We start from the raw sequence: 19,901 nt of genomic DNA, 5'->3' as shown, positions 1-19,901 counted from the left end.
AGATGCACTCCCTCGCCCCGCTTGCGGAGAGAGGTAACGAAGACGGCGCCGCGCCTCGGTTCAGACCGGGCGCATTACCCCGCCGGCACGATCACCATGCCCTTGTCCTTGGGCCAGCGGACGCGCCAGGCGAACTTGATCTCCTTGATCTCGCCGGGTTTTGCGTCGAACGCCCATTCCAGCACGCCGCGCCTTTCGCGCAGATTGGTGGTCGTGGGCGGCGTGGTCGAGGACAGCATCTCGACGCCAATATCCTCGTTCTCGCTGACCGGAAGCTGATCCTCGATCGCGATGCGGATCGGGAAGTCGTGCCCGTTGCGAACGACGGTGCGGAACGAACGCGTGTCGGTCTTGGAGGACGCGATCACCCCGGCCGTGCCTTCGTTCTGCCTGATGACGGTGCGCTCGATCTTGATCTTGTCGTCGGCACCGAAGCCGAGCCGGATCGCGTCGTTCCGCGCGGCGGTCGAGAATTTGCTGCGACCGACGAACGTGCCGTCGCGGAAGATCGCGACCTTGCCGGGCAGCAGATTGGTATCCTCGGCAAGCTTGAATGACGCCTCGAGGTAAGCGGTGGGATCCGCGACCGGGGCGGCACGGATGGCGAGGTCGGGCGTCACCGTCATGGAGGAGATGAGCAGGCTCTTGGCGCCCTCATTGGCACCGAGGCTGACGCGGCCGCTGATCTGATACACGGCCTGAAAATCGCCGATCTCGGCGTTGGCCTGCTGCTCGTCCGCGCGCTCACGCAGCTCGGGCTCCGCAGCTTTCGCCATCGCCGGAGATTGCGCCTGCCGCGTCATCGGCTGCGCGGGCACCGCCATGTCCGACGCCGTGCCCATTGCCAGCGGCTTCGGCAGTTGCGGATACCTCACAACCAGCGAATTCAGCTCCGGTGCGCTACCGCCGCGGCTGACGCGAACGGTGGAAACACCGAGGTTGACGTTCGACCAGTCTTCGCCGGTCGACTGCGTCACCTCGGCGCGGCGAACCAGCTCGAGCTGCGGCTTGCGGTCCTTGGCACCGGTGTCGAGCCGGGCATCATACAGCGGCAGCCAGCGCGCATTGCGGACTGCATAAGTCACCCGCAACGTCGCCTTCGTCGCGGCGGCGGCGGCAACATCGATGCGAACCTCAAGCTTGCTCGGCGGCTTGGCCGAACGCTCCGCTTCAAGTTGCGCGAGCTGCCGATCGATCTCGCGCTGCTTTCGCGTGGCGTCGCGGATCGCGGTATCGGCGGTCGCGATCTCCTCGGCGACCGCGGTAAAGGCCGCGCGCCATTCGGTGATCGGCCGAGCCTCGCCCTTCTCGCCAAGGCCGGCGGGAGAAGCCTCCGCAAAGTGCTGCGCGAATTTGCGCCGGGCGTTGGCCGCGTCGATATCGCCTTGCACATCGGCGCGCTGATCCTTCAACGCCTCGATGCGCTTATCGAGCTCGGGCAGATTGGCGGGTTGTGCCGCGCGCGGCGGCCGCGCGTCGATGGTCCCGATGGTCAGTTTTGCGCCCGCCTCGCCCTCGACACGGAGGGAGGACGGATCGAGCGAGAGCGGAAAGTCCTTGGCGACCAGCGTGCTGTCGCCGGAGGCGAGGTCCAGCGCGATGACACGGGTGACGGTGGCGCCATCCGGATAGACGGTGACGGTGTCGATGGCCGATGTGGCGTCCACATCGGCGGCCCATGATGGCGACGCCGTCGCCATGGTCACCAGAACCAGGCTCGTCGTTGCCAGACATCTTGCGGTGATGCGCATAAAGTCCCTCCTGCCGTATCGCCGCGCCGCCAGCCGGACGCGTGCGATCAAATGCCTCGCCAACATGGTTGGACGCGGCAGGGAAGGAACTGGTTCGATTGGGGTTTCCGTGGGGCGCCGCCGCGGCCGCACCAAGGCCGCGGAACGTGTCGTCGTCCCGTGGCGAAGCCGTTAAACTTAGGTCCTTAAACCGGGGTGGGCGAACCCTGGCCGAAGATGCGGCGGAGCAGATCGGTCACGTTGCGGGCGCCGGCCTTCTTCAGGATGCCTGCGCGGTAGCCTTCGACCGTCCGCGCACTCAGATGTATGCGCCGGGCGATCTCCTTGTTGGTCAGGCCGGCAGCAAGGTGCTCGAGCACATCGACTTCGCGCCCGGTCAGGGGCTCGCAGCCGGGCAGCCAGCGTTGCCGGTTTGAACCCGGCTGCGCGAACTCGTCGATGGCAGCATCGATCCGGTCGACGATGTCGCGGGTGCGGAACGGCTTCTCGATGAAGTCGGCCGCGCCGCTCTTGATCGCGTCGACCGCCATGGCGATGCTGCCGTTCGCGGAGGTCACCAGAACCGGCGCCATGCAGTTCTCCTCGCGCAGGCGCTTGAGCACGTCGAGGGCGGAACGATCCGGCGGCATCTCCAGCAACACGCAGGCCGGCATCCGGGCCTTGGCTTCCGACAGCAGCGACGCGCCGTCGGCAAAGCAGATCACGTCATAGGCGCTCTGTTGAAGCGCCATTGAAAGTTGTTCGCGGGAGGCCGCGTCAGTTTCAATGACGAATACCTCACCCTTGGAAAGCATGTTTCCCGGCATCATCCCGATCCAGCAATGTCTTGGTCAAATGGCCCGAGACGGCAGCGGGGCTTCGTCGCGCCGCGTCGTCATACGCACGGCATTCACGCCCGTGCTTCGGTTTCCCTTATGTATGTTCCATCCTGTTCCCGGATTTGACGGATCGGGACAGAAACTTTACATTTCGGGACATCTGCGGGAATGGCTGACTGGAACGGGTCGCATGACCGACCTCATGCGCAGCGCAGGCTTGAGCTACTACCCGGATGTCGCCCGGTCGGTCGGGCTCGACCCGAAACAGATGATGCGCAAGGTCAGGCTGCCACTGGCCGTGCTCGACAAGCCCGATACCCCCATTGCCGTGACCAGCCTGCGCCGGCTGCTCGAATTGTCGGCAGAGGCATCGGGTGCCGAAGATTTCGGCTTGCGGCTCGCCGAGCGCGGCGGGCTGACCAATTTCGGCGCGGTCGGCCTGATCGTGCGTGAACAGGCGACCGTCAGTGAGGCCATCGAAGCGTTCTCGCGCTTCATCCACGTTCATCACGACGGCATGAAGCTTGAGGTCACGCGCGATAAGCAGACCGTGACGGTCACACTGCATTTGCGCGGCCGGCAGCCGACCGCGCCGCGCCAGTCGATCGACATGGCGCTCGGCAGCGTCCACCGCATCATCCAGTCGCTGTTCAGCAGCGACTGGCGGCCGCTCGAGGTGCATCTGCATTATCCGCCGCCACACGACCGCAAGCGCTACCGCGACTTCTTCGGTTGCCGCGTCACCTTCAATGCCGATGACGATGCGATCCTGTTGTCGGCGCATGACATGGAGCGGCGAATTCCGAGCGCGCATCCGCTGATCGCGAGCTATCTGCGCAAGCGGATCGAGGCGATCGAGACGCGGCCGGCAAGCTGGGAGGAGAAGGTCGACGAGGTGGTACGCATCCTGCTCGCAAGCGGCGACTGCACGGTCGAGCGCGTGGCCGAGCATCTCGCCTGCACCCGCCGCACCATCCATCGGCACCTCGCCGCATCGGGCACCAGCTTCTCGGCGATCCTCGACGCGCAGCGCGCCGATCTCGTGACCCAGCTGATCGACGACCCCGGCCGGCCGCTGGCCGATATCGCCACCCAGCTCGGCTTCTCCGCGCAGAGCGCGATGGCGCGCTGGTTCCGTGGCCGCTTCGGCTGCAACATCACCGCATGGCGCAAGGGCGTGCGGCCGCTGGCCAAGCGCGCCGGCGTTCCCTCGGCGTCCGCGGCCTAGGCTCAGCGTGCCGGAGCGGGCACGCCCATGATGGCAAGGGCGCGCCGGGGGCTGCCGGCGAGCAGCGGGCCGAACGCAATCGCAAAGCCGAGGAACGCGACGATCCAGCCGCAGGCGGCGATGTGCAGCAGGACATCGCCATGCGCAGGCAGCACCACCGCAGCGACCCGCGCCAGCGCCGCGACGATGATCGCAGCGTAAATCCCCTGCGTCGCGGGCGAGGCCGTCAACGCCTGTCCGGTATGCCCGAGGCTCGCGCGGGTCATCACCGCGAGCGTCATGGTTCCGGCCGCACCAGCCATCCAGGCGTGAATGCCCGCGCTCGGCGGCAGCGCGCCGAAGACAGCCAGGGCATGCAGCAGGAAGCCCAGCGGCACGAAGACATAACCGACATGCAGGATCAGCAGCAGCCGCTCGCGCGTGGTGCGATCGCCGGCCCAGCGTGCAAGCCGGACCAGGTGCAGCACGCCGACCAGCGCCATCACCGCGCCGGTGACCGTGTTCAGCGGCGCCACGATCCATGCGATCAGCGCGAACGCGCTCAATCCGATCATCGCGCCGTCGAAGCGCCCGAACGGCACCGGCAGGCGGCCGGGATTGAACTTGACCAGCCAGTTGCGGGTGAAGCTCGGGATGATGCGGCCGCCGATCAGCGAGATCAGCAGCACGACCACGCCGATGCCGACGCGGATGCTGACATCGGCCGCGCCCTCGAAGTGCGCTTCGAGATGGAAGGCGACGTTACCGGCGAGCAGCACCAGCACGAGCACCACCACCGGCAGATTGCGCCAATTGCCGCCCGCGATGATTTCGCGCGTGGCCGCAGCGACGACCAATGCCAGGAAGGCGGCATCGACGACGAGCGCGAACGCCCAACCGATATCGGCGGACAGGGTCACTGCAAAACGTCCGGCCAGCCACACGGTCAGCAGCGCGCCCAGCGACGTCCCCTGGATCGGCAGCCGCCCGGTCCAGTTCGGGATCGCCGTGAACAGGAATCCCGTGATCACCGCCGGCAGGAAGCCGTAGAGCATTTCGTGGACGTGCCAGTCGCGCGGCGCGAACGCAGAGCTCACCGACAATTCGCCGTAGAACATCGGCAGCCAGGCCAGGATAGAAAGCCCCGCCTGGATCGCGGCGAGCAGGAAAAACGGCCGAAAGCTGTTCGCAAACAGCGGCCAGCCCTCAAAGTTACGGGATCGGGCGCCAGCCATGGGGGCAACTCCTGTGAATTCGGACGGTCACCTGGATCGTCATTTGGAAAAATACTGCCGTCCGGCCGGCCCGTTTTGCGCTATCGCAAACTGCCTGACGAATACAGGTGCCATCACACTCCGAGCGCCAAGGAGGCAGAATGGCCAAGGTCGACACATCGCTGGTTGCGCATTTGCCGCTGTTTTCAGGCGTCAAGCCGGAGGACCTCGAGGAAATCCTGCGCGAGGCCCGCTCGGCGCGGTACCCCAGGAACACCGCCATTTTCGAACAGGGCGCCGACGCGCAATCCTTCTTCCTGCTGCTGCACGGCCACGTCCGCGCGGCCAAGACCACCCCGACCGGCGAGCAGATCGTGGTGCGCTATGTCGCCCCCGGCGAGACCTTCGGGCTCGCGATGGCGATTGGAGCCGCGCACTATCCGGCGACCGCGATGGCGGTCGACGACAGCGTGGTGCTGATCTGGCCGAATTCGGCCTGGCCGCGGCTGATCGAGCGGTTTCCGGCAATCGCCGCCAACACGCTGCAAACCGTCGGCGCACGACTGCAGGAGAGCCATACCCGCATCCTGGAAATGTCGACCCAGCAGGTCGAGCAGCGCGTCGCGCATGCGCTGCTGCGGCTCGCAAAACAGTCCGGCAAGAAGCTCGACCACGGCATCGAGATCGACTTCCCGATTAGCCGCCAGGACATCGCGCAGATGACCGGCACCACGCTGCATACCGTCAGCCGCATCCTCAGCGGCTGGGAGAGCCAGGGCCTCGTCGAGAGCGGCCGCCAGCGCATCATCCTGCGCGATCCGCACAAGATCGTCGTGCTGGCGGAGCGTACGGCGGACGGCAATTCTGCGTAAGATAGGGGTGAGGGCGCTTCCGCTTACGGCGCAAGCCTGCCCTCACCCGGGAGTCCGCGCGCGACCCGCGCGAACTCCGACTCGCCTCACGCCGGTACGCATTCGCACAGCGCAGCGAGGAATTTGTCGCGATCGATGCCATGCTCGCGGCAGGCGTCTTCCACGGTATGGAAGGTCGCGATCGGACAGCCGACGCAGGCCATCCTGAAGGCGAGGAACACGCGGATCGTGTGCGGTGCCGCTCGCATGATGTCATCGACCAGATCGTCGGATCGGAAGGGCATGGACAACTCCGTTCCGAAGTGACGATAGCCGGGTGGGTCCGAGCTTCTTTGTTGAAGCGCAAGCTGGTGGTTGCTTCTCCCTCTCCCCGCAAGCGGCAGGGCTATCGCATATGAGAAAAAACGTGGCGGGAAGCTCGCCCGCAGCCATCCTTCGAGACGCCCGCCTCCGGCGGGCCCTCAGGATGAGGACGGAGTACGTGGTCACTATTTCGACAGGCAAAGCCGCCGCTCAGCCTCATCCTGAGGAGACCGCGGAGCGGTCGTCTCGAAGGACGAGGCGCTCGCTCAGACCCCGCCAAGCTCATATGCAAAAGTCCCTGCCGTAGGCGGCGCGAGGTGAACTACACCGCCCTGCTGTGCAACTGCTTGCCCGGATCCAGATGCGCATCGAACGCCGCTGCAACACTGCGCACCAGGAAGCGCGAGTCGCTTGCGACCGCGAGACGGTCGCCGTCGAGCCTGACGATGCCGTCCGAGATCAGCGGCTTTAGGCGCGCGGCCGATTGCAGCATCGCTTCGGGCTCCGCACCATGTCGCGCACAGATGTCGCCGAGATCGGCGCTGAACTCGCACATGATGCGCTCGATGATGTCGGCGCGGAGCCGGTCGTCGTCGGTGAGCCCGTAGCCCTTCGCGGTGGCGAGGCGGCCGGCGGCCACGCTCTGCGCGTAGGCGCCGATCTGCACCTGGTTCTGCACATAGCCCTGCGGCAGATGCCCGATCGCGCTCGCGCCGAAACCGAGCAGGACTTCGCCCTTGTCGGTGGTGTAGCCCTGGAAATTGCGCCGCAGCGTCCGTTCCTCGAAGGCCACGGCCATGGCGTCGTCGGGTCGCGCGAAATGATCGAGCCCGATCTGCACGTAGCCGGCCTCCTTCAACGCATTGGCGATCGCGCAGGCCTGGTCATGACGTGCGAGGCCGTCGGGCAGTACGGCCTCGTTGATCATGCGCTGGTGCTTCTTGAAATCAGGCACATGCGCATAGCCGAACACCGAGAAACGATCGGGCCCGAGCTCGAGGCTGCGCCGAACGGTGTCCAGGCAGGACGCCACGGTCTGGTGCGGCAGCCCATAGATGAGGTCGAAGTTGATCCCGTTGATGCCGGCGCGATGCAGCCTATCGACGACGGAAGCCGTCTGCTCATAGCTCTGCACGCGATTGATCGCGCGCTGCACGACCGGATCGAAGCTCTGCACGCCCAGGCTGGCGCGGTTGACGCCGGAGAGCCGCATGGCCTCCACCATCTCTGATGTCAGCGTGCGCGGGTCGATCTCGACCGCGATCTCGGCCGAGGGCAGCACGAAGAACGAATGGCGCATCGCCGCCATCAACTCGGCAAAAGCCTCCGGCGCCATGATGGTCGGCGTGCCGCCACCGAAATGGATGTGCTCGACCTTGATGCGGCGACCGATGGTCTCAGACACCTGCGCGATCTCGCTGCGCAGCGTCCGCTGATAGGCTGCAATGAGCCCGTCGCGGCGAACGATCTGGGTATGGCAGCCGCAATACCAGCACATCTCGCGGCAGAACGGCACGTGCAGATAGAGTGACGCGCTGGCGCCTGCCGGGAGCCCGGCGAGCCATTCGGCATAAGCATCCGGGCCGACCGCCGGCGAGAAATGCGGTGCGGTCGGATAGCTCGTGTAGCGCGGCAATCTCTCTTCGCCGTAGCTCGCTGCGAGATCTGTCCTCATGTCTTACCCATTCGTAAATCGATGCCGCGCGGTGGCGCGGCAAATCCCGGATGGCATTGGATGACCCGTTTTCGGGCGGACCACCTTGCGCTCGCTCAAAGTCCGAGCGCCGGATCGGGGCCATGATGACGTTCAATCATGACTCACTGGAGATAGGCCATGGCGTCGCTCGCGCTCGATCTCGTTCTCTGGCTCACCGGCGCTCGCGGTCATATCCCGCGCTTCGACGATTTTCGTCCCGCCCCCGCGGCACCCGCCGTCGGCGCAGGTTATCTCGTGCGGGTGCTGGCGATCACGGCCGCCATCTTTGCAGCGCTGTCGCTCGCGGTCTGGGGCACGGTCTGGATTGCGATCCAGCTTCTCTGATCGACAACCATAGATTCACAATCGCGCATAGTTGAACATGCGAACGATTTGCCGCTTGCGCGACTGATATCACGCGACGCCGCGTGCTTCGCACGGCCGATACGCGCTTCGGCAAACCTCCTAAGGATTTTACCGGAGGCGAATTCGGCAAAAGCTTGTCGCAGCGCAAACACTCTTGCCGTAACAGGCGCAGACTGCATCCGTCATCAAAACCCTTTCAGATGAAGGATGCTTCCGATGTTCACCCGCAGAGCCGCATTGATCAGCGCCGCCGCGACCGCCCTGATGCTCGCGACACCCACGTTCGCCGCCGGCGATCTCAAGCTGCCGCGGCAGAAGGTCGAGCTGGTCGCCCCGCCCTTCGTGCACGCGCACGAGCAGGCCACGACGCAGGGGCCCAAGATCGTCGAGTTCAAGCTCAACATCGAGGAGAAGAAGGTCGTCATCGACGACAAGGGCACCACGTTCCAGGCCATGACCTTCAACGGCTCGATGCCGGGCCCGCTGATGGTCGTGCATGAAGGCGACTACGTCGAGGTAACGCTGGTCAATCCCGCGACCAACACCATGCCGCACAACATCGACTTCCACTCCGCGACCGGCGCGCTCGGCGGCGCCGAGCTCACGCTGGTCAATCCCGGCGAGCAGGTCGTGCTGCGCTGGAAGGCAACGCGGACCGGCGTGTTCGTCTATCACTGCGCCCCGGGCGGCCCGATGATCCCCTGGCATGTCGTCTCCGGCATGAACGGCGCGGTGATGGTGCTGCCGCGCGACGGACTGAACGACGGCAAGGGCCATGCGCTGAAATACGACAAGGTCTACTATGTCGGCGAGCAGGACATGTATGTACCGCGCGACGAGAAGGGCAACTTCAAGTCCTACGATTCGCCGGGCGAGGCCTTCACCGAGACCGAAGAGGTGATGAAGAAGCTGATCCCCTCCCATGTCGTGTTCAACGGCAAGGTCGGCGCGCTCACCGGCAAGAACGCGCTGACGGCCAAGGTCGGCGAGAACGTGCTGATCGTGCATTCGCAGGCCAATCGCGACAGCCGTCCGCACCTGATCGGCGGCCATGGCGACTATGTCTGGGAGACCGGAAAATTCTCCAACGCGCCGGAGACGGGCCTCGAGACCTGGTTCATCCGCGGCGGCTCGGCGGGAGCTGCGCTCTACAAGTTCCTGCAGCCCGGCATCTACGCCTATGTCACGCATAATCTGATCGAGGCAGCCGACCTCGGCGCCACCGCGCACTTCAAGGTCGAAGGCAAGTGGAACGACGATCTGATGACCCAGGTGAAGGCGCCCGCGGAGATACCGGCTCCCAACACCAACTAGACGCGACAGGGGGCCGGTCATCGCCGGCCCCTTCCTTCTTCGGGGGACGACCATGCTGATCGCATTCAAGCTGAAACTGCTGCTCGCCTGCGCCGCAGGGCTCGCAGGGCCGATCGCCGTGGCGCCGCTGGTCTCGGACATGGCGGTCCATGGCACGGCGACGGAGCCTGCGATCGTCAGGGTCGCGCCGGGTAATCTCTCCTATCGCGAGGCCGGCGATTTCACCCGCGCGGGGCTGCAGGCCGAAGTGCCGCTGCGCGCGATGCGCTTCAACCGGCCGCTGCACATCATGCGGCACCAGGTCTCGTCATCCGACTATCAGCTTTGCGTGCAGGATAGCGCGTGCCGCGCGCTCGATCGTGGCGTCGCGATTGCGTCCGATCGTCCCGCGGTCCAGGTGAGCTGGCACGATGCGCAGGCCTATGCGGGCTGGCTGTCGCGCAAGACCGGCCACACCTATCGCCTGCCGAGCGACGCGGAATGGGCCTTTGCGGCCGGCTCCCGGTTCAGGGACGACGGCGCGCCTGTGGACGCAGACGATCCTTCAAAGCTCTGGCTCAGCCGTTACGAGCGTGAATCCGAGCGCGACCTCTCCGACACGACGGCCTATCCGTTCGGCAAGTTCGGCACCAACGAGCACGGTATCGAAGATCTCGCCGGCAATGTCTGGGAATGGACCTCGACCTGCTTCGTGCGCTCGCGGATCGACGCAGCCGGCAAGGCCGGCCGCCCCACCGTGAATTGCGGCGTGCGCGTCGCCGAGGGTGCGCACCGCGCCTACGTCACCGACTTCATCCGCGACGCTCGCGCCGGCGGCTGCGCACAGGGCGTGCCGCCCGCCAATCTCGGCTTCCGCCTGGTGCGCGAGGAGCCGTCATGGGTCGCAAGCGTGTCGGCGCGGTGGGGCAAGGTGTGGGCGGCAAGGTCGTAGGTATCGCCGAGTAGCCCGGATGGAGCGCAGCGCAATCCGGGATCGGACCATCCACGAGCACCCCGGATTTCGCTACGCTCCATCCGGGCTACGGCGCATCACATCGTTCGCGCAAACATGCGAAATCCGGGCGCGCCGATGATCGCCTCGAACGCGGGATCGCGCTTCTCTTCTGCGAAGACAAATCCTGCCCTGGCGTAGGCGCGTTCAGCCGGCTGATTGCCGATCAGGAACGATATCGTCGCGCGGGCAAATCCGGCCGCTCGTCCCTTATCCAGTGCGAGCGCAAGCAACGCCTGCACGAGGCCGCGACCGCCATAGGCGGGATCGGTCGCGACGTGCTCGATCATCCAATCACCCTCGCCGCCCTGAACCCAGCAGGCGCGCGTGTAGGTGCCGCGGCGACGGATGGCTTCCAGCTCCGGCGCGGCAAGCCCGGTCGCGGCACCGACCTCCTCGATGGCACGCCAGGCCGCAGGCCCCGTGCCGGCCGCCGGCAGTGCGCACAACGCGGCAGCAGGCTTGCCATCGATCTCGGCGATCAGGAATTGCGAGACATGCCACATCGACACCGCATGTGCGGTCGCGATGCGCGCGATGAAATCGCGGCACTGTGCCTGGGGCCAGCCGAGCGCGACGTCGAACCAACCGCGCGGCCGATAGCCGCGCTGCGACGACAGGATGGTTTCTGCGATGAAATCGGCGTCTTCGGGACGCGCAGACCGTATCGTCATGCGCGCCCCCGTTGCGACGACCTTACGTATTCTTCAGCGCGACGCGGAATTCGGCTTCGGTCTTGGCCTTGACCTCGTCGAGCGAGACGCCGTCGGCGAGCTCGATCAGCGCCATGCCGCCGTCGCCGTGCTTGTCGATGGTGAAGACCGCGAGATCGGTGACGACCATGTCGACCACGCGCTCGCCGGTCAGCGGCAGGTTGCACTTCTTCAGCAGCTTCGAGCCGTCCTTGGCCGAATGCTCCATCACGACGACGACGCGCTTGACGCCGGCGACGAGATCCATAGCGCCGCCCATGCCCTTGACCATCTTGCCGGGGATCATCCAGTTGGCGAGATCGCCGTTCTGGGCCACCTGCATGGCGCCGAGGATCGACAGGTCCATGTGGCCGCCGCGGATCATCCCGAAAGAATCCGCGCTCGAGAAATACGAGGTCGACGGCAGCTCGCTCACGGTCTGCTTGCCGGCATTGATGAGGTCGGCATCCACCTCGTCCTCATAGGGGAACGGGCCCATGCCGAGCATGCCGTTCTCGCTCTGGAGGCTGACATCGACGCCATCGGGGATGAAGTTCGAGACCAGCGTCGGGATGCCGATGCCGAGATTGACGTAGTAGCCGTCGCGCAGTTCCTTCGCGGCGCGCGCAGCCATCTGTTCACGGGTCCAGGCCATGTGAGTCTCCTGACGCTTAAGCGGCGGTGCGCGGGCGGGTGTTACGGAATTCGATGCGCTTCTTGGCCGTACCGACCTCGACGATGCGCTTCACGAAGATGCCGGGCGTGTGGATGTGGTCGGGATTGAGTTCACCGGCCGGAACCAGATGCTCGACCTCGGCCACCGTGATCTTGGCGGCGGTCGCCATCATCGGATTAAAGTTGCGCGCGGTCTTGCGGTAGATGAGGTTGCCGGCGGTGTCGCCCTTCCAGGCGTGCACGATGGCGAGGTCGGCGAACAGGCCACGCTCCATCAGGTATTTCTCGCCGTCGAACTCCTTCACTTCCTTGCCTTCGGCGATCAGCGTGCCGACGCCGGTCTTGGTGTAGAAGGCCGGGATACCGGCGCCGCCGGCGCGGATGCGCTCGGCCAGCGTGCCCTGCGGATTGAATTCGAGTTCCAGCTCGCCGGCCAGGAATTGCTGGGCGAACAGCTTGTTCTCGCCGACATAGGACGAGATCATCTTCTTGATCTGGCGGGTTTCGAGCAGGCGGCTGAGGCCGATACCGTCGACGCCGGCATTGTTGGAGACGACCGTCAGGCCCTTGACGCCGGACTCGCGGATTGCGTCCGACAGCTCCTCGGCGATGCCGCAGAGGCCGAAGCCGCCCGACATGATCATCATGTTGTCTTTCAGAACGCCTTCGAGAGCCGACTTGGCGTCGGGATAGACCTTGTTCATGCAAATAACCTTCGGGTGAACCTTCGGCTGGCAGGCGTCGCGCCTCATTGGCGGCGATTATTAGGCGAAATCGTCCAAAGCCGTCAATGATACGGGGTTCTCCGTTCCGTCCTCCGGTGATAGAAGCTGCCCACGCCGTGGGCAGACCCGTCCGCGGCCTTGAAAGCGACAAGAAAACCCATCAAGTTGCGGGGGTTGGGCGTGGGCACGCAGGTTTCCGGTCCGCCCTTCTGGCTCCCGCGACCAACCCGATCAGGACATGCCATTGACCATGGCCCAAGGAATGAAGCGCCTCGGGACGCCGATCGCGGCGCTGCTCGGCCTCGCGCTGATCGCCCTGATCGCGACCTCCTGGCTCGTCAACCGCGACGCGCTGCGCAAGGCGGTGGAAACGCAGATCCGCGACGTCACCGGGCTCGAGCTCAGCGTGGCAGGCAGCATCGACATTTCGCTGCTGCCGGCGAGCTACATTTCGTTCCATGACGTCGGCCTGAAGGGCGGCGGCACCAGCGATCCCGCGCTCCATGTCGACGTGCTCACCGCCAATCTCCGGCTGCTGCCGCTGCTGCTGCAGCGGTTCGAGATCGCCGACCTGACCCTGCTGCGGCCGCGCATCCATGTCAGCCTGAAGCAGGACGGCGAAAGCAACTGGACGCCCTTCATCCAGACCATTGCGCGCACCATGAAGCCGGGCGCCGAGAACCAGGTGTCGTTCTCCGAGATCAGGATCCAGGACGGTGTGCTCAATTACGAGGACGCCACCACCCACGCCGCCGAGAAGTTCGAGGACATCGACCTGTCGCTGGCCTGGCCCTCGATCTCGCGGTCCTTCGCCGCGACCGGACAGTTCGACTGGCGCGGCGAGCGCGTCGACGGCTCGATCAGCTTCGCCGATTTCGTCGCCGCCCTCTCCGGCGACCGCTCCGGGCTGAAGGCGCGGATCGCCAGCGCCCCGCTCAAGCTTGCCTTCGACGGCAGCGTCGCCAACCGCACCAGCCCGATGATGGAAGGCACGCTCACCATCGACAGCCCGTCCTTGCGCAACGCGCTGCGCTGGACCGGTCAGCCGCAGCCCGGCAGCGGCGGCTTCGGCCGCTTCGCGCTGAAGGCGCGCGCCAATGTCGTCGGCGCCTCGATCGCGCTCACCAACGTCAATGTCGAGCTCGACGGCAACACCGCCGAGGGCGTGATGACTTACGCCAATAACGGCCGGCAGACGCTGCAAGCGACGCTTGCCGCCGACGCGCTCGACTTCACACCTTATATCTCGACCTTCCGCCTGCTCGCCAGCGGCGCCCGCGACTGGAACAGGCAGCTGTTCGATCTCAACGGGCTTTCGACCACCGACCTCGACATGCGCCTGTCGGCAGCCAGGCTGACAGTCGGGTCGTCGAAGCTCGGCCGCACCGCGATCGGCGCCAATCTGCGCAACGGCACGCTGGCGCTCTCGGTCGGCGAAGCCCAGGTCTATGGCGGCATCGCCAAGGGCTCGTTCGGGATCGCGCGCTCCGACACCGTCGCCGACGTCAAGGCGCAATTCCAGTTCACCGATGTCGATCTTCAGGCCTGCGCTTCCGAATTGTTCGGCCTCAACAAGCTGTCCGGCCGCGGCAACATCAACGTCTCGCTGCTGGCCTCCGGCTCCAGCCCGTTCGGCCTCGTGCAGTCGCTCGACGGCACTGCCACCGTGACCGGGCACGACGGTGCGATCTCGGGCTTCAACGCCGAGCAGCTCCTGAAGCGGCTGGAGCGGCGGCCGCTGTCGGGCGGCGGCAATTTCCGCAACGGCTCGACCCCTTATGACACTCTCACCATCGCGGTGAAATTCTCCGATGGGGTCGCCACCGCCGAGGACATCCGCATCGAGGGGCCGGCTGCGAAGATCACGCTGACGGGCACTGCCTCGGTGCCGACGCGCGAATACGACATGAAGGGCGTGGCGAGCCTCAATACGACGTCCGGCTTTCAGTTGCCCTTCATGGTGCAGGGTCCCTGGGATGATCCGCTGATCTTCCCCGACCCTGAAAGCCTGATCCGCCAGTCGCCTGCGGCGTCCCCCTTCCTGGACCTCCTGAAGCGGCGGATCACCGGCGAGAAGCACCCTGCGCCGACAGATTCGCCGACGGCCGATAACGCCAAGGACAACGCGAAGTCCAACTGAGGACGGCGATCGTCCGGCGCTGCCGGACCATCGCGAATTGATCCGGCCGAATTGATGCGGCGATTGGATCGATGCGCGGATTAAGCATCTCCGCTGGCCCGACACCCCACGACCTATGTCTGACAAGATGCCGCTAGATCGGCTGACGGCCATGCGCTAGTGTTTTATACGACCGGTTAAAAACACCGGCCGTTTGAGGGAGAAAAACGTGAGATCCAAGGTTATTGGCGCAGTTTCATTGGCGGTCGCTGCGGTTGGGCTTTTTGCGGCCACTGCACCCGCCTTTGCGCAGCAGAAAACGATCACGGTCTGGTGGGGCAAGGGCTTCTATCGGTCCGAAGACGACGCACTGATCGAGACGATCAAGAAGTTCGAAGCCAAGACCGGCATCAAGGTCGAATTGTCGCAGTACGCGATCCAGGACATGATTCCGAAGACGGTGGCCGCGCTCGATGCCGGCACTGTGCCCGATGTCGCCTATTCCGATTCCTACGACGTGCAGGCGCAGGGCAAGTGGGCCTATGAGGGCAAGCTCGAGGACCTCACGGACGTCATGGAGCCGATCAAGGGCCGGTTCGTGCAGAACACGCTGGACGCGTCGATCCTCTATAACGACGTCACCAAGAAGAAGGCCTATTACGGCTTCCCGCTGAAGCAGCAGAGCATGCATGTCGAGATCTGGAACGACATGCTGGAGAAGGCCGGCTTCAAGCTCGCCGACATCCCGACCGACTGGGCGGGCTACTGGACGTTCTGGTGCGACAAGGTGCAGCCGGGTATCCGTAAAGCCACCGGCCAGCGCATCTACGGCGTCGGCCAGCCGATGGGCGTTGAATCCACCGACGCCTTCCAGTCGTTCTACACCTTCATGGACGCCTACCACGTCAAGCTGGTCGACGACGACGGCAAGCTCCTGGTCGACGATCCCAAGGTGCGCGAGAATCTGATCAGCGCGCTGAAGGATTACACCGACACCTATATCAAGGGCTGCACGCCGCCCTCCTCCACAACCTGGAAGGACCCCGACAACAACGTCGCCTTCCACAACAAGACCATCGTGATGACCCACAACTTCACGATCTCGATCGCGGCGAAGTGGTTCGAGGACTCGCAGAATCAGGCGCTCACGCAGGAGCAACGCGACGCCGGCAAGAAGGCCTATGAGCAGGACATCGTCACGGCGTCCTTCCCGAAGGCGCCCGACGGTTCGACCATCCGCTACCGCTCCGACGTCAAGACCGGGCTGGTGTTCACCGCGGCCAAGAACAAGGCCGAGGCCAAGCAGTTCATCAGCTTCCTGCTCCAGGAAGAGAATGTTCGTCCCTATATCGAGGGCGCGCTCGGCCGCTGGTTCCCGGTGACGAAGGAAAGCCAGGCCAGCCCGTTCTGGCAGGCCGACAAGCATCGCAAGGCGGTCTACGCCCAGTTCACCGGCGGTACCGCCGCGTTCGACTTCACCAAGAACTGGAAGTTCACGATCCTCAACAACGAGAACGTCTGGGCCAAGGCGATGAACCGGGTCGTCAGCGAAAAGGTCCCGGTCGACAAGGCCGTCGACGAGCTGATCGCCCGCATCAAGCAGGTTGCAGGCTAAATCCTCTTTCTTCCTCTCCCCGCTGGCGCGGGGAGAGGCGAAACGCTAATACCGGCCGCCTCGTGCGGCCGGAAGTCCTTTCAAAGAGTCCTGAAGAATGGCGATTACGCTCTCTGGCGATCAGTCGATGCCCGCTCCGCCCTTGTCGTCGCGGCTGACCCCGGCGCAGGTCTGGGGCATCGTGCTGCTCGCGCCCTATCTGCTCGTTTTCCTCGCCTTCGTCGTCTATCCCGTCTGCTACGGGCTGTGGCTGGCGCGGGCCCCGTCGAATTATGTCGCGCTGTTTCACGATCCGATCTTCGCGCGCGCCGCGGTCAACACGCTGATCTTCCTGGTCATCGGCATCAACATCAAGATGCTGATCGCGTTGTTCCTGTCCGGCTTCTTCGCGCAGCAGCGCACCTGGATCAAATGGCTCTCGGTGATCTTCATCCTGCCCTGGGCGGTACCGTCGATCCCGACCATCCTGTCGGTGCGCTTCATGTTCAATCCCGAATGGGGCGTGGTCAACCACCTCATCTTCTCCCTCACCGGCGATGACGGCCCGAACTGGCTGAACGACCCGACCGTGGCGCTGAGCATGGCCATCGGCGTGCACATCTGGAAATCACTGCCGTTCTGGACGCTGATCCTGATCACCGGACGCCTTGCGATCGCGCACGATCTGTTCGAGGCCGCCGAGGTCGATGGTGCGAGCTGGTGGCAGAAATTCCGCTACATCACCTGGCCGTCGATGCAGACGCTCTACATCACCTGCACACTGCTCTCGATGATCTGGACGCTCGGCGATTTCAACAGCGTCTATCTGCTCACCGGCGGTGGCCCGGCTGACCTCACGCACGTGCTGGCGACGCTCGGTATCCGCTATCTCCGGCTCGACCAGCTCTCGCTCGCGATGGCCTCCATCGTCTGCGCGATGCCGTTCGTCCTGCCGCTCGTGTACTTTATGATGAAACGGTTGTCGCGATGAAGCTTCCCGGCGTAAGCGAATTTTCCTGGCGCGACGTCGCGGTCGAAGCGCGGCTGCTGCTGATCGGTATTCCCGTCTTCCTGTGGACGATGATTCCGATCTACCACATGTTCCTGTTCGCGATCTCCCCGAAGGAGGACGCGTTCTCGGGCAAGCTGTGGCCGGATCATCCGACGCTCCACAACTTCGAGATCGTGTTCAAGCAGCAGCACTACTTCCTGCGCGACTTCTACATCCAGTTCTGGAACTCGACGGTGATCGCGGTCTCCGTCGGCGTGATGACGCTGTTCATCGCCACCGCCGCGGCGTTCGCGATCTCGCGATTGAAGGTGCCGGGCGGCCGCACCGTGTTGAACCTCGCGCTCTTCACCTATTTCATCCCCGCGGCGTTCCTCGCCGTGCCGATGTACCGCACCATGGGCAATTACGGCCTGCTCAACAATCACTGGTCGCTGATCCTGGCCATGGTGACGATTGCTAGCCCCTACGCGATCTGGGTGCTCAAGCAGGCCTCCGACAAGCTGCCTGTCGAGCTGGACGAGGCCGCGGTGATGGACGGCGCCACGACGCTCCAGATCTTCCGCCTGGTCTACCTGCCGCTGATGATGCCCTCGCTGGTCGCGATCGGCACCTATGCGGTGCTGCTCGCCTGGAACGAATATCTCTACGCGTTCCTGCTTCTGTCCAACGACCGCGAGATCACCCTCCCCGTCGCGCTCGGCAACTTCCTCGCTGCCGACGATTCGCCCTGGGAGCTGTTGATGACCACCGGCTTCATTTACGCGCTGCCGCCGGCCGCGGTCTATTACGCCTTCCGCCGCTACATGGTGGGCGGGCTCACGGCAGGCGCGGTGAAGTCCTGACAATCGAGAGCCTCGTTCCGATGCAATCGGAACGGGGCTCTCGATTCTTGTTTTGACGCGTTTTCTTTACGCCAACCGGTATCCACTTCGCTCGAAATCGCTCCCGGACGCATCGCGTCGCCGCAAGCAGGGCGTTCGAGCGACGACGTGGACAATTGCGGGTTGTCCACGCCTGCTCTAACCTCGCAGCCCTGTCACGGGGCACGTCACCATGCGAGGCAACGACGCGATCCATCTCGGCCTGATGCTGCTGGCGTTCGCAGCGTCCTATTTGGTGCCGTTCGAGCTGCTGCTGCTGGCCTATGTCGTGCTCGGCCCGGCGCACTACTTCACCGAGATCTCGTGGCTGCACGATCGCAGCTATTATCTGCCCCATCGCGGGATCGCGGCGATGCTCGCGATCGTCGCCGTGGTCGCGGTGCTGATCGACAACGCCTCGTGGTTCGGCCTTGCGATGTGGGGCGCGCTGGTCGTCTGCGCCATGCTGGCAGCCACCACCTCCGCGATCGAGAGCATGCTGCTGTTCATGGTGGCGATCGCCCTGTCCGCGATCATGTATTCGAGCGGATCGTCGCTTGCGGTCATCGGCATCCTGATTCCGACCCTGATCCACGTCTCGCTGTTCACACTGATCTTCATGGTGCTCGGCGCACACCGATCCGGCAGCCGCACGCAAGCTGCGCTGGTGGCCGTCTACCTCGTCGCAATCGCCACGATCCTGCTGCTGCCGCCGACTGCCGGAGTCCGGATCGCGAGCTTTGCCCGGGTCGGCCAGGATTATTTCGGCAATGTCGGCCCTGCCCTCGGCCGGCTGTTCGGCGTGCCCGGCCTCGTCCTCGACACCAGGCTGACGAGCCTGCTCGCTTTCGTTTACACCTACCACTACCTCAACTGGTTCATCAAAGCCGACGTCATCCGCTGGACTGAGGTGCCCAAGGCGCGGCTGGCGGCGATGGCCGCCGCAAGCGCCGCCTCCACCGCGCTGTACTTCTACGACTACGCTTTCGGCTTCACCTTCCTGCTGGCGCTGAGCCTGATTCACATCCTGCTCGAGTTTCCGCTCGACAGCCTCGCGCTGCGGCAGCTCGGCGCCGCGATGCAGGGCGCGGTGCGCGCGCGATATGCGGGGCCCATCGCGGCCTCCGCGACGCGGTCGCGTTCTACGGGCACCAAGGCCGCGAAACGCGCAACCCGGTCACGCTGATCATCTCTCCGCGCTCTTGCGTCGATACGCGACCAGCAGGGCGATCGTCGAGCCGATGAAGTAGCCGGCTGTCGCGCCCGAGATGGCGCGGCCGACGACGATCGCCAGCGCGCGGTCGCCCGCATCGATCGCCGAGATCACGCCGACCGCATATTGCGAGGCGAAGACAATCAGGTTGCGGACCAGACCAAATGGACTGCCCGGACGGATGATCTGCCCGGTCGCGTGATCGACGTCGAACGGGCGCGGCGTCAGCACGCCGAGCGGCAGCAGCACCAGCGCGGCCGCGATCCATGCGACCAGCGGCCAAACGCTGTCTTGGTGGCCGAAGCCGAGCCGCGAAATCCCCCAGACGATGAACACGACCGGCACGATCAGCGCGCGCCAGATCGGCGTCGTGCGCGGCTGCATCGCCTGAACGCCCTGCCACACCAGATAGGCGAGCAGCATCCAGACCCAGACCGGCGTGTGGATCAGGATCTGGTAGGCGAATGTCATGATTGCTC

General features: G+C 64.9%; 19 protein-coding genes. 10 read left to right on the top strand and 9 right to left on the bottom strand.

Going from position 1 to position 19,901, the window contains the following annotated elements:
- Positions 1 to 74 precede the first annotated feature (74 nt).
- Together AB7531_RS07130 and AB7531_RS07125 are read right to left on the bottom strand one after the other, a co-directional pair.
- Entirely contained in the window at positions 75 to 1,751 is a 1,677-nt protein-coding gene (locus AB7531_RS07130; protein WP_063981147.1) for a mucoidy inhibitor MuiA family protein, read from the bottom strand.
- Positions 1,752 to 1,936: 185 nt separating this feature from the next.
- Positions 1,937 to 2,557 (bottom strand): response regulator transcription factor, encoded by a 621-nt coding sequence (locus tag AB7531_RS07125; protein WP_063986095.1) that lies wholly within the window; start codon positions 2,555 to 2,557, stop codon positions 1,937 to 1,939.
- Positions 2,558 to 2,759: 202 nt separating this feature from the next.
- On the opposite strand from AB7531_RS07125, the gene AB7531_RS07120 reads away from it, so the two are divergent.
- The gene (locus tag AB7531_RS07120) at positions 2,760 to 3,797 is read left to right on the top strand and encodes an AraC family transcriptional regulator (RefSeq protein ID WP_063981146.1); all 1,038 of its coding nucleotides are present in this window, start codon (positions 2,760 to 2,762) and stop codon (positions 3,795 to 3,797) included.
- Between the two features lie 2 nt (positions 3,798 to 3,799).
- Here AB7531_RS07120 and AB7531_RS07115 read toward each other — a convergent pair whose 3' ends face one another.
- A complete protein-coding gene (locus AB7531_RS07115; RefSeq protein WP_063981145.1) occupies positions 3,800 to 5,011 on the bottom strand; it encodes an NnrS family protein in 1,212 nt (403 codons plus the stop codon).
- A 140-nt stretch (positions 5,012 to 5,151) separates the two neighbouring features.
- Between AB7531_RS07115 and AB7531_RS07110 the strand changes: the two genes are divergently transcribed.
- Positions 5,152 to 5,862: a Crp/Fnr family transcriptional regulator gene (locus AB7531_RS07110; protein ID WP_039153608.1), complete on the top strand. Its 711-nt coding sequence runs from the start codon at positions 5,152 to 5,154 to the stop codon at positions 5,860 to 5,862.
- Between the two features lie 86 nt (positions 5,863 to 5,948).
- Here AB7531_RS07110 and AB7531_RS07105 read toward each other — a convergent pair whose 3' ends face one another.
- Positions 5,949 to 6,146, bottom strand: a complete 198-nt coding sequence (locus AB7531_RS07105) for a DUF1858 domain-containing protein (protein ID WP_014492467.1) — start codon at positions 6,144 to 6,146, stop codon at positions 5,949 to 5,951.
- A gap of 341 nt (positions 6,147 to 6,487) precedes the next feature.
- Positions 6,488 to 7,840 carry an oxygen-independent coproporphyrinogen III oxidase gene (gene hemN, locus AB7531_RS07100; protein ID WP_063981144.1) on the bottom strand — a complete coding sequence of 451 codons (1,353 nt, stop codon included), beginning with the start codon at positions 7,838 to 7,840 and terminating at the stop codon, positions 6,488 to 6,490.
- Positions 7,841 to 7,999: 159 nt separating this feature from the next.
- Between hemN and AB7531_RS07095 the strand changes: the two genes are divergently transcribed.
- The 3 genes from AB7531_RS07095 to AB7531_RS07085 all read left to right on the top strand — a co-directional run bounded on the left by AB7531_RS07095 (position 8,000) and on the right by AB7531_RS07085 (position 10,472).
- A complete protein-coding gene (locus tag AB7531_RS07095) occupies positions 8,000 to 8,206 on the top strand; it encodes a hypothetical protein (protein ID WP_063981143.1) in 207 nt (68 codons plus the stop codon).
- A gap of 237 nt (positions 8,207 to 8,443) precedes the next feature.
- Positions 8,444 to 9,541: a copper-containing nitrite reductase gene (gene nirK, locus AB7531_RS07090; RefSeq protein ID WP_063986094.1), complete on the top strand. Its 1,098-nt coding sequence runs from the start codon at positions 8,444 to 8,446 to the stop codon at positions 9,539 to 9,541.
- 52 nt (positions 9,542 to 9,593) lie between these two features.
- A complete protein-coding gene (locus AB7531_RS07085) occupies positions 9,594 to 10,472 on the top strand; it encodes an SUMF1/EgtB/PvdO family nonheme iron enzyme (RefSeq protein ID WP_063981142.1) in 879 nt (292 codons plus the stop codon).
- A 98-nt stretch (positions 10,473 to 10,570) separates the two neighbouring features.
- Here the strand turns inward: AB7531_RS07085 and AB7531_RS07080 are convergent, their stop codons facing one another.
- Genes AB7531_RS07080 through AB7531_RS07070 form a run of 3 tightly spaced genes read right to left on the bottom strand, consistent with a single transcriptional unit; the run spans position 10,571 to position 12,603 of the window.
- Positions 10,571 to 11,206, bottom strand: coding sequence for a GNAT family N-acetyltransferase (locus AB7531_RS07080; protein WP_441279919.1), 636 nt, complete (start codon positions 11,204 to 11,206; stop codon positions 10,571 to 10,573).
- A 22-nt stretch (positions 11,207 to 11,228) separates the two neighbouring features.
- Positions 11,229 to 11,879: a 3-oxoacid CoA-transferase subunit B gene (locus AB7531_RS07075; protein WP_011089829.1), complete on the bottom strand. Its 651-nt coding sequence runs from the start codon at positions 11,877 to 11,879 to the stop codon at positions 11,229 to 11,231.
- Positions 11,880 to 11,895: 16 nt separating this feature from the next.
- Positions 11,896 to 12,603, bottom strand: a complete 708-nt coding sequence (locus AB7531_RS07070; RefSeq protein ID WP_028151658.1) for a CoA transferase subunit A — start codon at positions 12,601 to 12,603, stop codon at positions 11,896 to 11,898.
- 271 nt (positions 12,604 to 12,874) lie between these two features.
- On the opposite strand from AB7531_RS07070, the gene AB7531_RS07065 reads away from it, so the two are divergent.
- The 5 genes from AB7531_RS07065 to AB7531_RS07045 all read left to right on the top strand — a co-directional run bounded on the left by AB7531_RS07065 (position 12,875) and on the right by AB7531_RS07045 (position 19,395).
- Positions 12,875 to 14,764: an AsmA family protein gene (locus tag AB7531_RS07065; protein ID WP_063981140.1), complete on the top strand. Its 1,890-nt coding sequence runs from the start codon at positions 12,875 to 12,877 to the stop codon at positions 14,762 to 14,764.
- Between the two features lie 208 nt (positions 14,765 to 14,972).
- Positions 14,973 to 16,358, top strand: a complete 1,386-nt coding sequence (locus AB7531_RS07060) for an ABC transporter substrate-binding protein (RefSeq protein ID WP_063981139.1) — start codon at positions 14,973 to 14,975, stop codon at positions 16,356 to 16,358.
- Between the two features lie 97 nt (positions 16,359 to 16,455).
- Positions 16,456 to 17,328: a carbohydrate ABC transporter permease gene (locus AB7531_RS07055; protein WP_063981138.1), complete on the top strand. Its 873-nt coding sequence runs from the start codon at positions 16,456 to 16,458 to the stop codon at positions 17,326 to 17,328.
- Entirely contained in the window at positions 17,325 to 18,191 is an 867-nt protein-coding gene (locus AB7531_RS07050) for a carbohydrate ABC transporter permease (RefSeq protein ID WP_063981137.1), read from the top strand. The genes AB7531_RS07055 and AB7531_RS07050 overlap by 4 nt, the downstream gene beginning before the upstream one ends.
- A gap of 211 nt (positions 18,192 to 18,402) precedes the next feature.
- Entirely contained in the window at positions 18,403 to 19,395 is a 993-nt protein-coding gene (locus tag AB7531_RS07045; RefSeq protein WP_063981136.1) for a hypothetical protein, read from the top strand.
- Here the strand turns inward: AB7531_RS07045 and AB7531_RS07040 are convergent, their stop codons facing one another.
- Positions 19,396 to 19,893 carry a DUF6622 family protein gene (locus AB7531_RS07040; protein ID WP_063981135.1) on the bottom strand — a complete coding sequence of 166 codons (498 nt, stop codon included), beginning with the start codon at positions 19,891 to 19,893 and terminating at the stop codon, positions 19,396 to 19,398.
- Positions 19,894 to 19,901 lie beyond the last annotated feature (8 nt).

It is taken from the genome of Bradyrhizobium sp. 63_E2_N1_3, from assembly GCF_052076005.1.
In the GTDB taxonomy this organism is placed as follows: Bacteria; Pseudomonadota; Alphaproteobacteria; order Rhizobiales; family Xanthobacteraceae; genus Bradyrhizobium; species Bradyrhizobium barranii.
Note: the sequence above shows the minus strand (reverse complement) of the source record. Positions and strands in the feature narration are given on the sequence as shown.

Coding starts and splice junctions, on each gene's coding strand:
- hemN (WP_063981144.1), bottom strand. CDS start 7,840: ATGAGGACAGATCTCGCAGCGAGCTACGGCGAAGAGAGATTGCCGCGC.
- AB7531_RS07080 (WP_441279919.1), bottom strand. CDS start 11,206: ATGACGATACGGTCTGCGCGTCCCGAAGACGCCGATTTCATCGCAGAA.
- AB7531_RS07095 (WP_063981143.1), top strand. CDS start 8,000: ATGGCGTCGCTCGCGCTCGATCTCGTTCTCTGGCTCACCGGCGCTCGC.
- AB7531_RS07130 (WP_063981147.1), bottom strand. CDS start 1,751: ATGCGCATCACCGCAAGATGTCTGGCAACGACGAGCCTGGTTCTGGTG.
- AB7531_RS07040 (WP_063981135.1), bottom strand. CDS start 19,893: ATGACATTCGCCTACCAGATCCTGATCCACACGCCGGTCTGGGTCTGG.
- nirK (WP_063986094.1), top strand. CDS start 8,444: ATGTTCACCCGCAGAGCCGCATTGATCAGCGCCGCCGCGACCGCCCTG.
- AB7531_RS07110 (WP_039153608.1), top strand. CDS start 5,152: ATGGCCAAGGTCGACACATCGCTGGTTGCGCATTTGCCGCTGTTTTCA.
- AB7531_RS07125 (WP_063986095.1), bottom strand. CDS start 2,557: ATGCCGGGAAACATGCTTTCCAAGGGTGAGGTATTCGTCATTGAAACT.
- AB7531_RS07055 (WP_063981138.1), top strand. CDS start 16,456: ATGGCGATTACGCTCTCTGGCGATCAGTCGATGCCCGCTCCGCCCTTG.
- AB7531_RS07070 (WP_028151658.1), bottom strand. CDS start 12,603: ATGAACAAGGTCTATCCCGACGCCAAGTCGGCTCTCGAAGGCGTTCTG.
- AB7531_RS07065 (WP_063981140.1), top strand. CDS start 12,875: ATGGCCCAAGGAATGAAGCGCCTCGGGACGCCGATCGCGGCGCTGCTC.
- AB7531_RS07120 (WP_063981146.1), top strand. CDS start 2,760: ATGACCGACCTCATGCGCAGCGCAGGCTTGAGCTACTACCCGGATGTC.
- AB7531_RS07105 (WP_014492467.1), bottom strand. CDS start 6,146: ATGCCCTTCCGATCCGACGATCTGGTCGATGACATCATGCGAGCGGCA.
- AB7531_RS07045 (WP_063981136.1), top strand. CDS start 18,403: ATGCGAGGCAACGACGCGATCCATCTCGGCCTGATGCTGCTGGCGTTC.
- AB7531_RS07050 (WP_063981137.1), top strand. CDS start 17,325: ATGAAGCTTCCCGGCGTAAGCGAATTTTCCTGGCGCGACGTCGCGGTC.
- AB7531_RS07115 (WP_063981145.1), bottom strand. CDS start 5,011: ATGGCTGGCGCCCGATCCCGTAACTTTGAGGGCTGGCCGCTGTTTGCG.
- AB7531_RS07075 (WP_011089829.1), bottom strand. CDS start 11,879: ATGGCCTGGACCCGTGAACAGATGGCTGCGCGCGCCGCGAAGGAACTG.
- AB7531_RS07085 (WP_063981142.1), top strand. CDS start 9,594: ATGCTGATCGCATTCAAGCTGAAACTGCTGCTCGCCTGCGCCGCAGGG.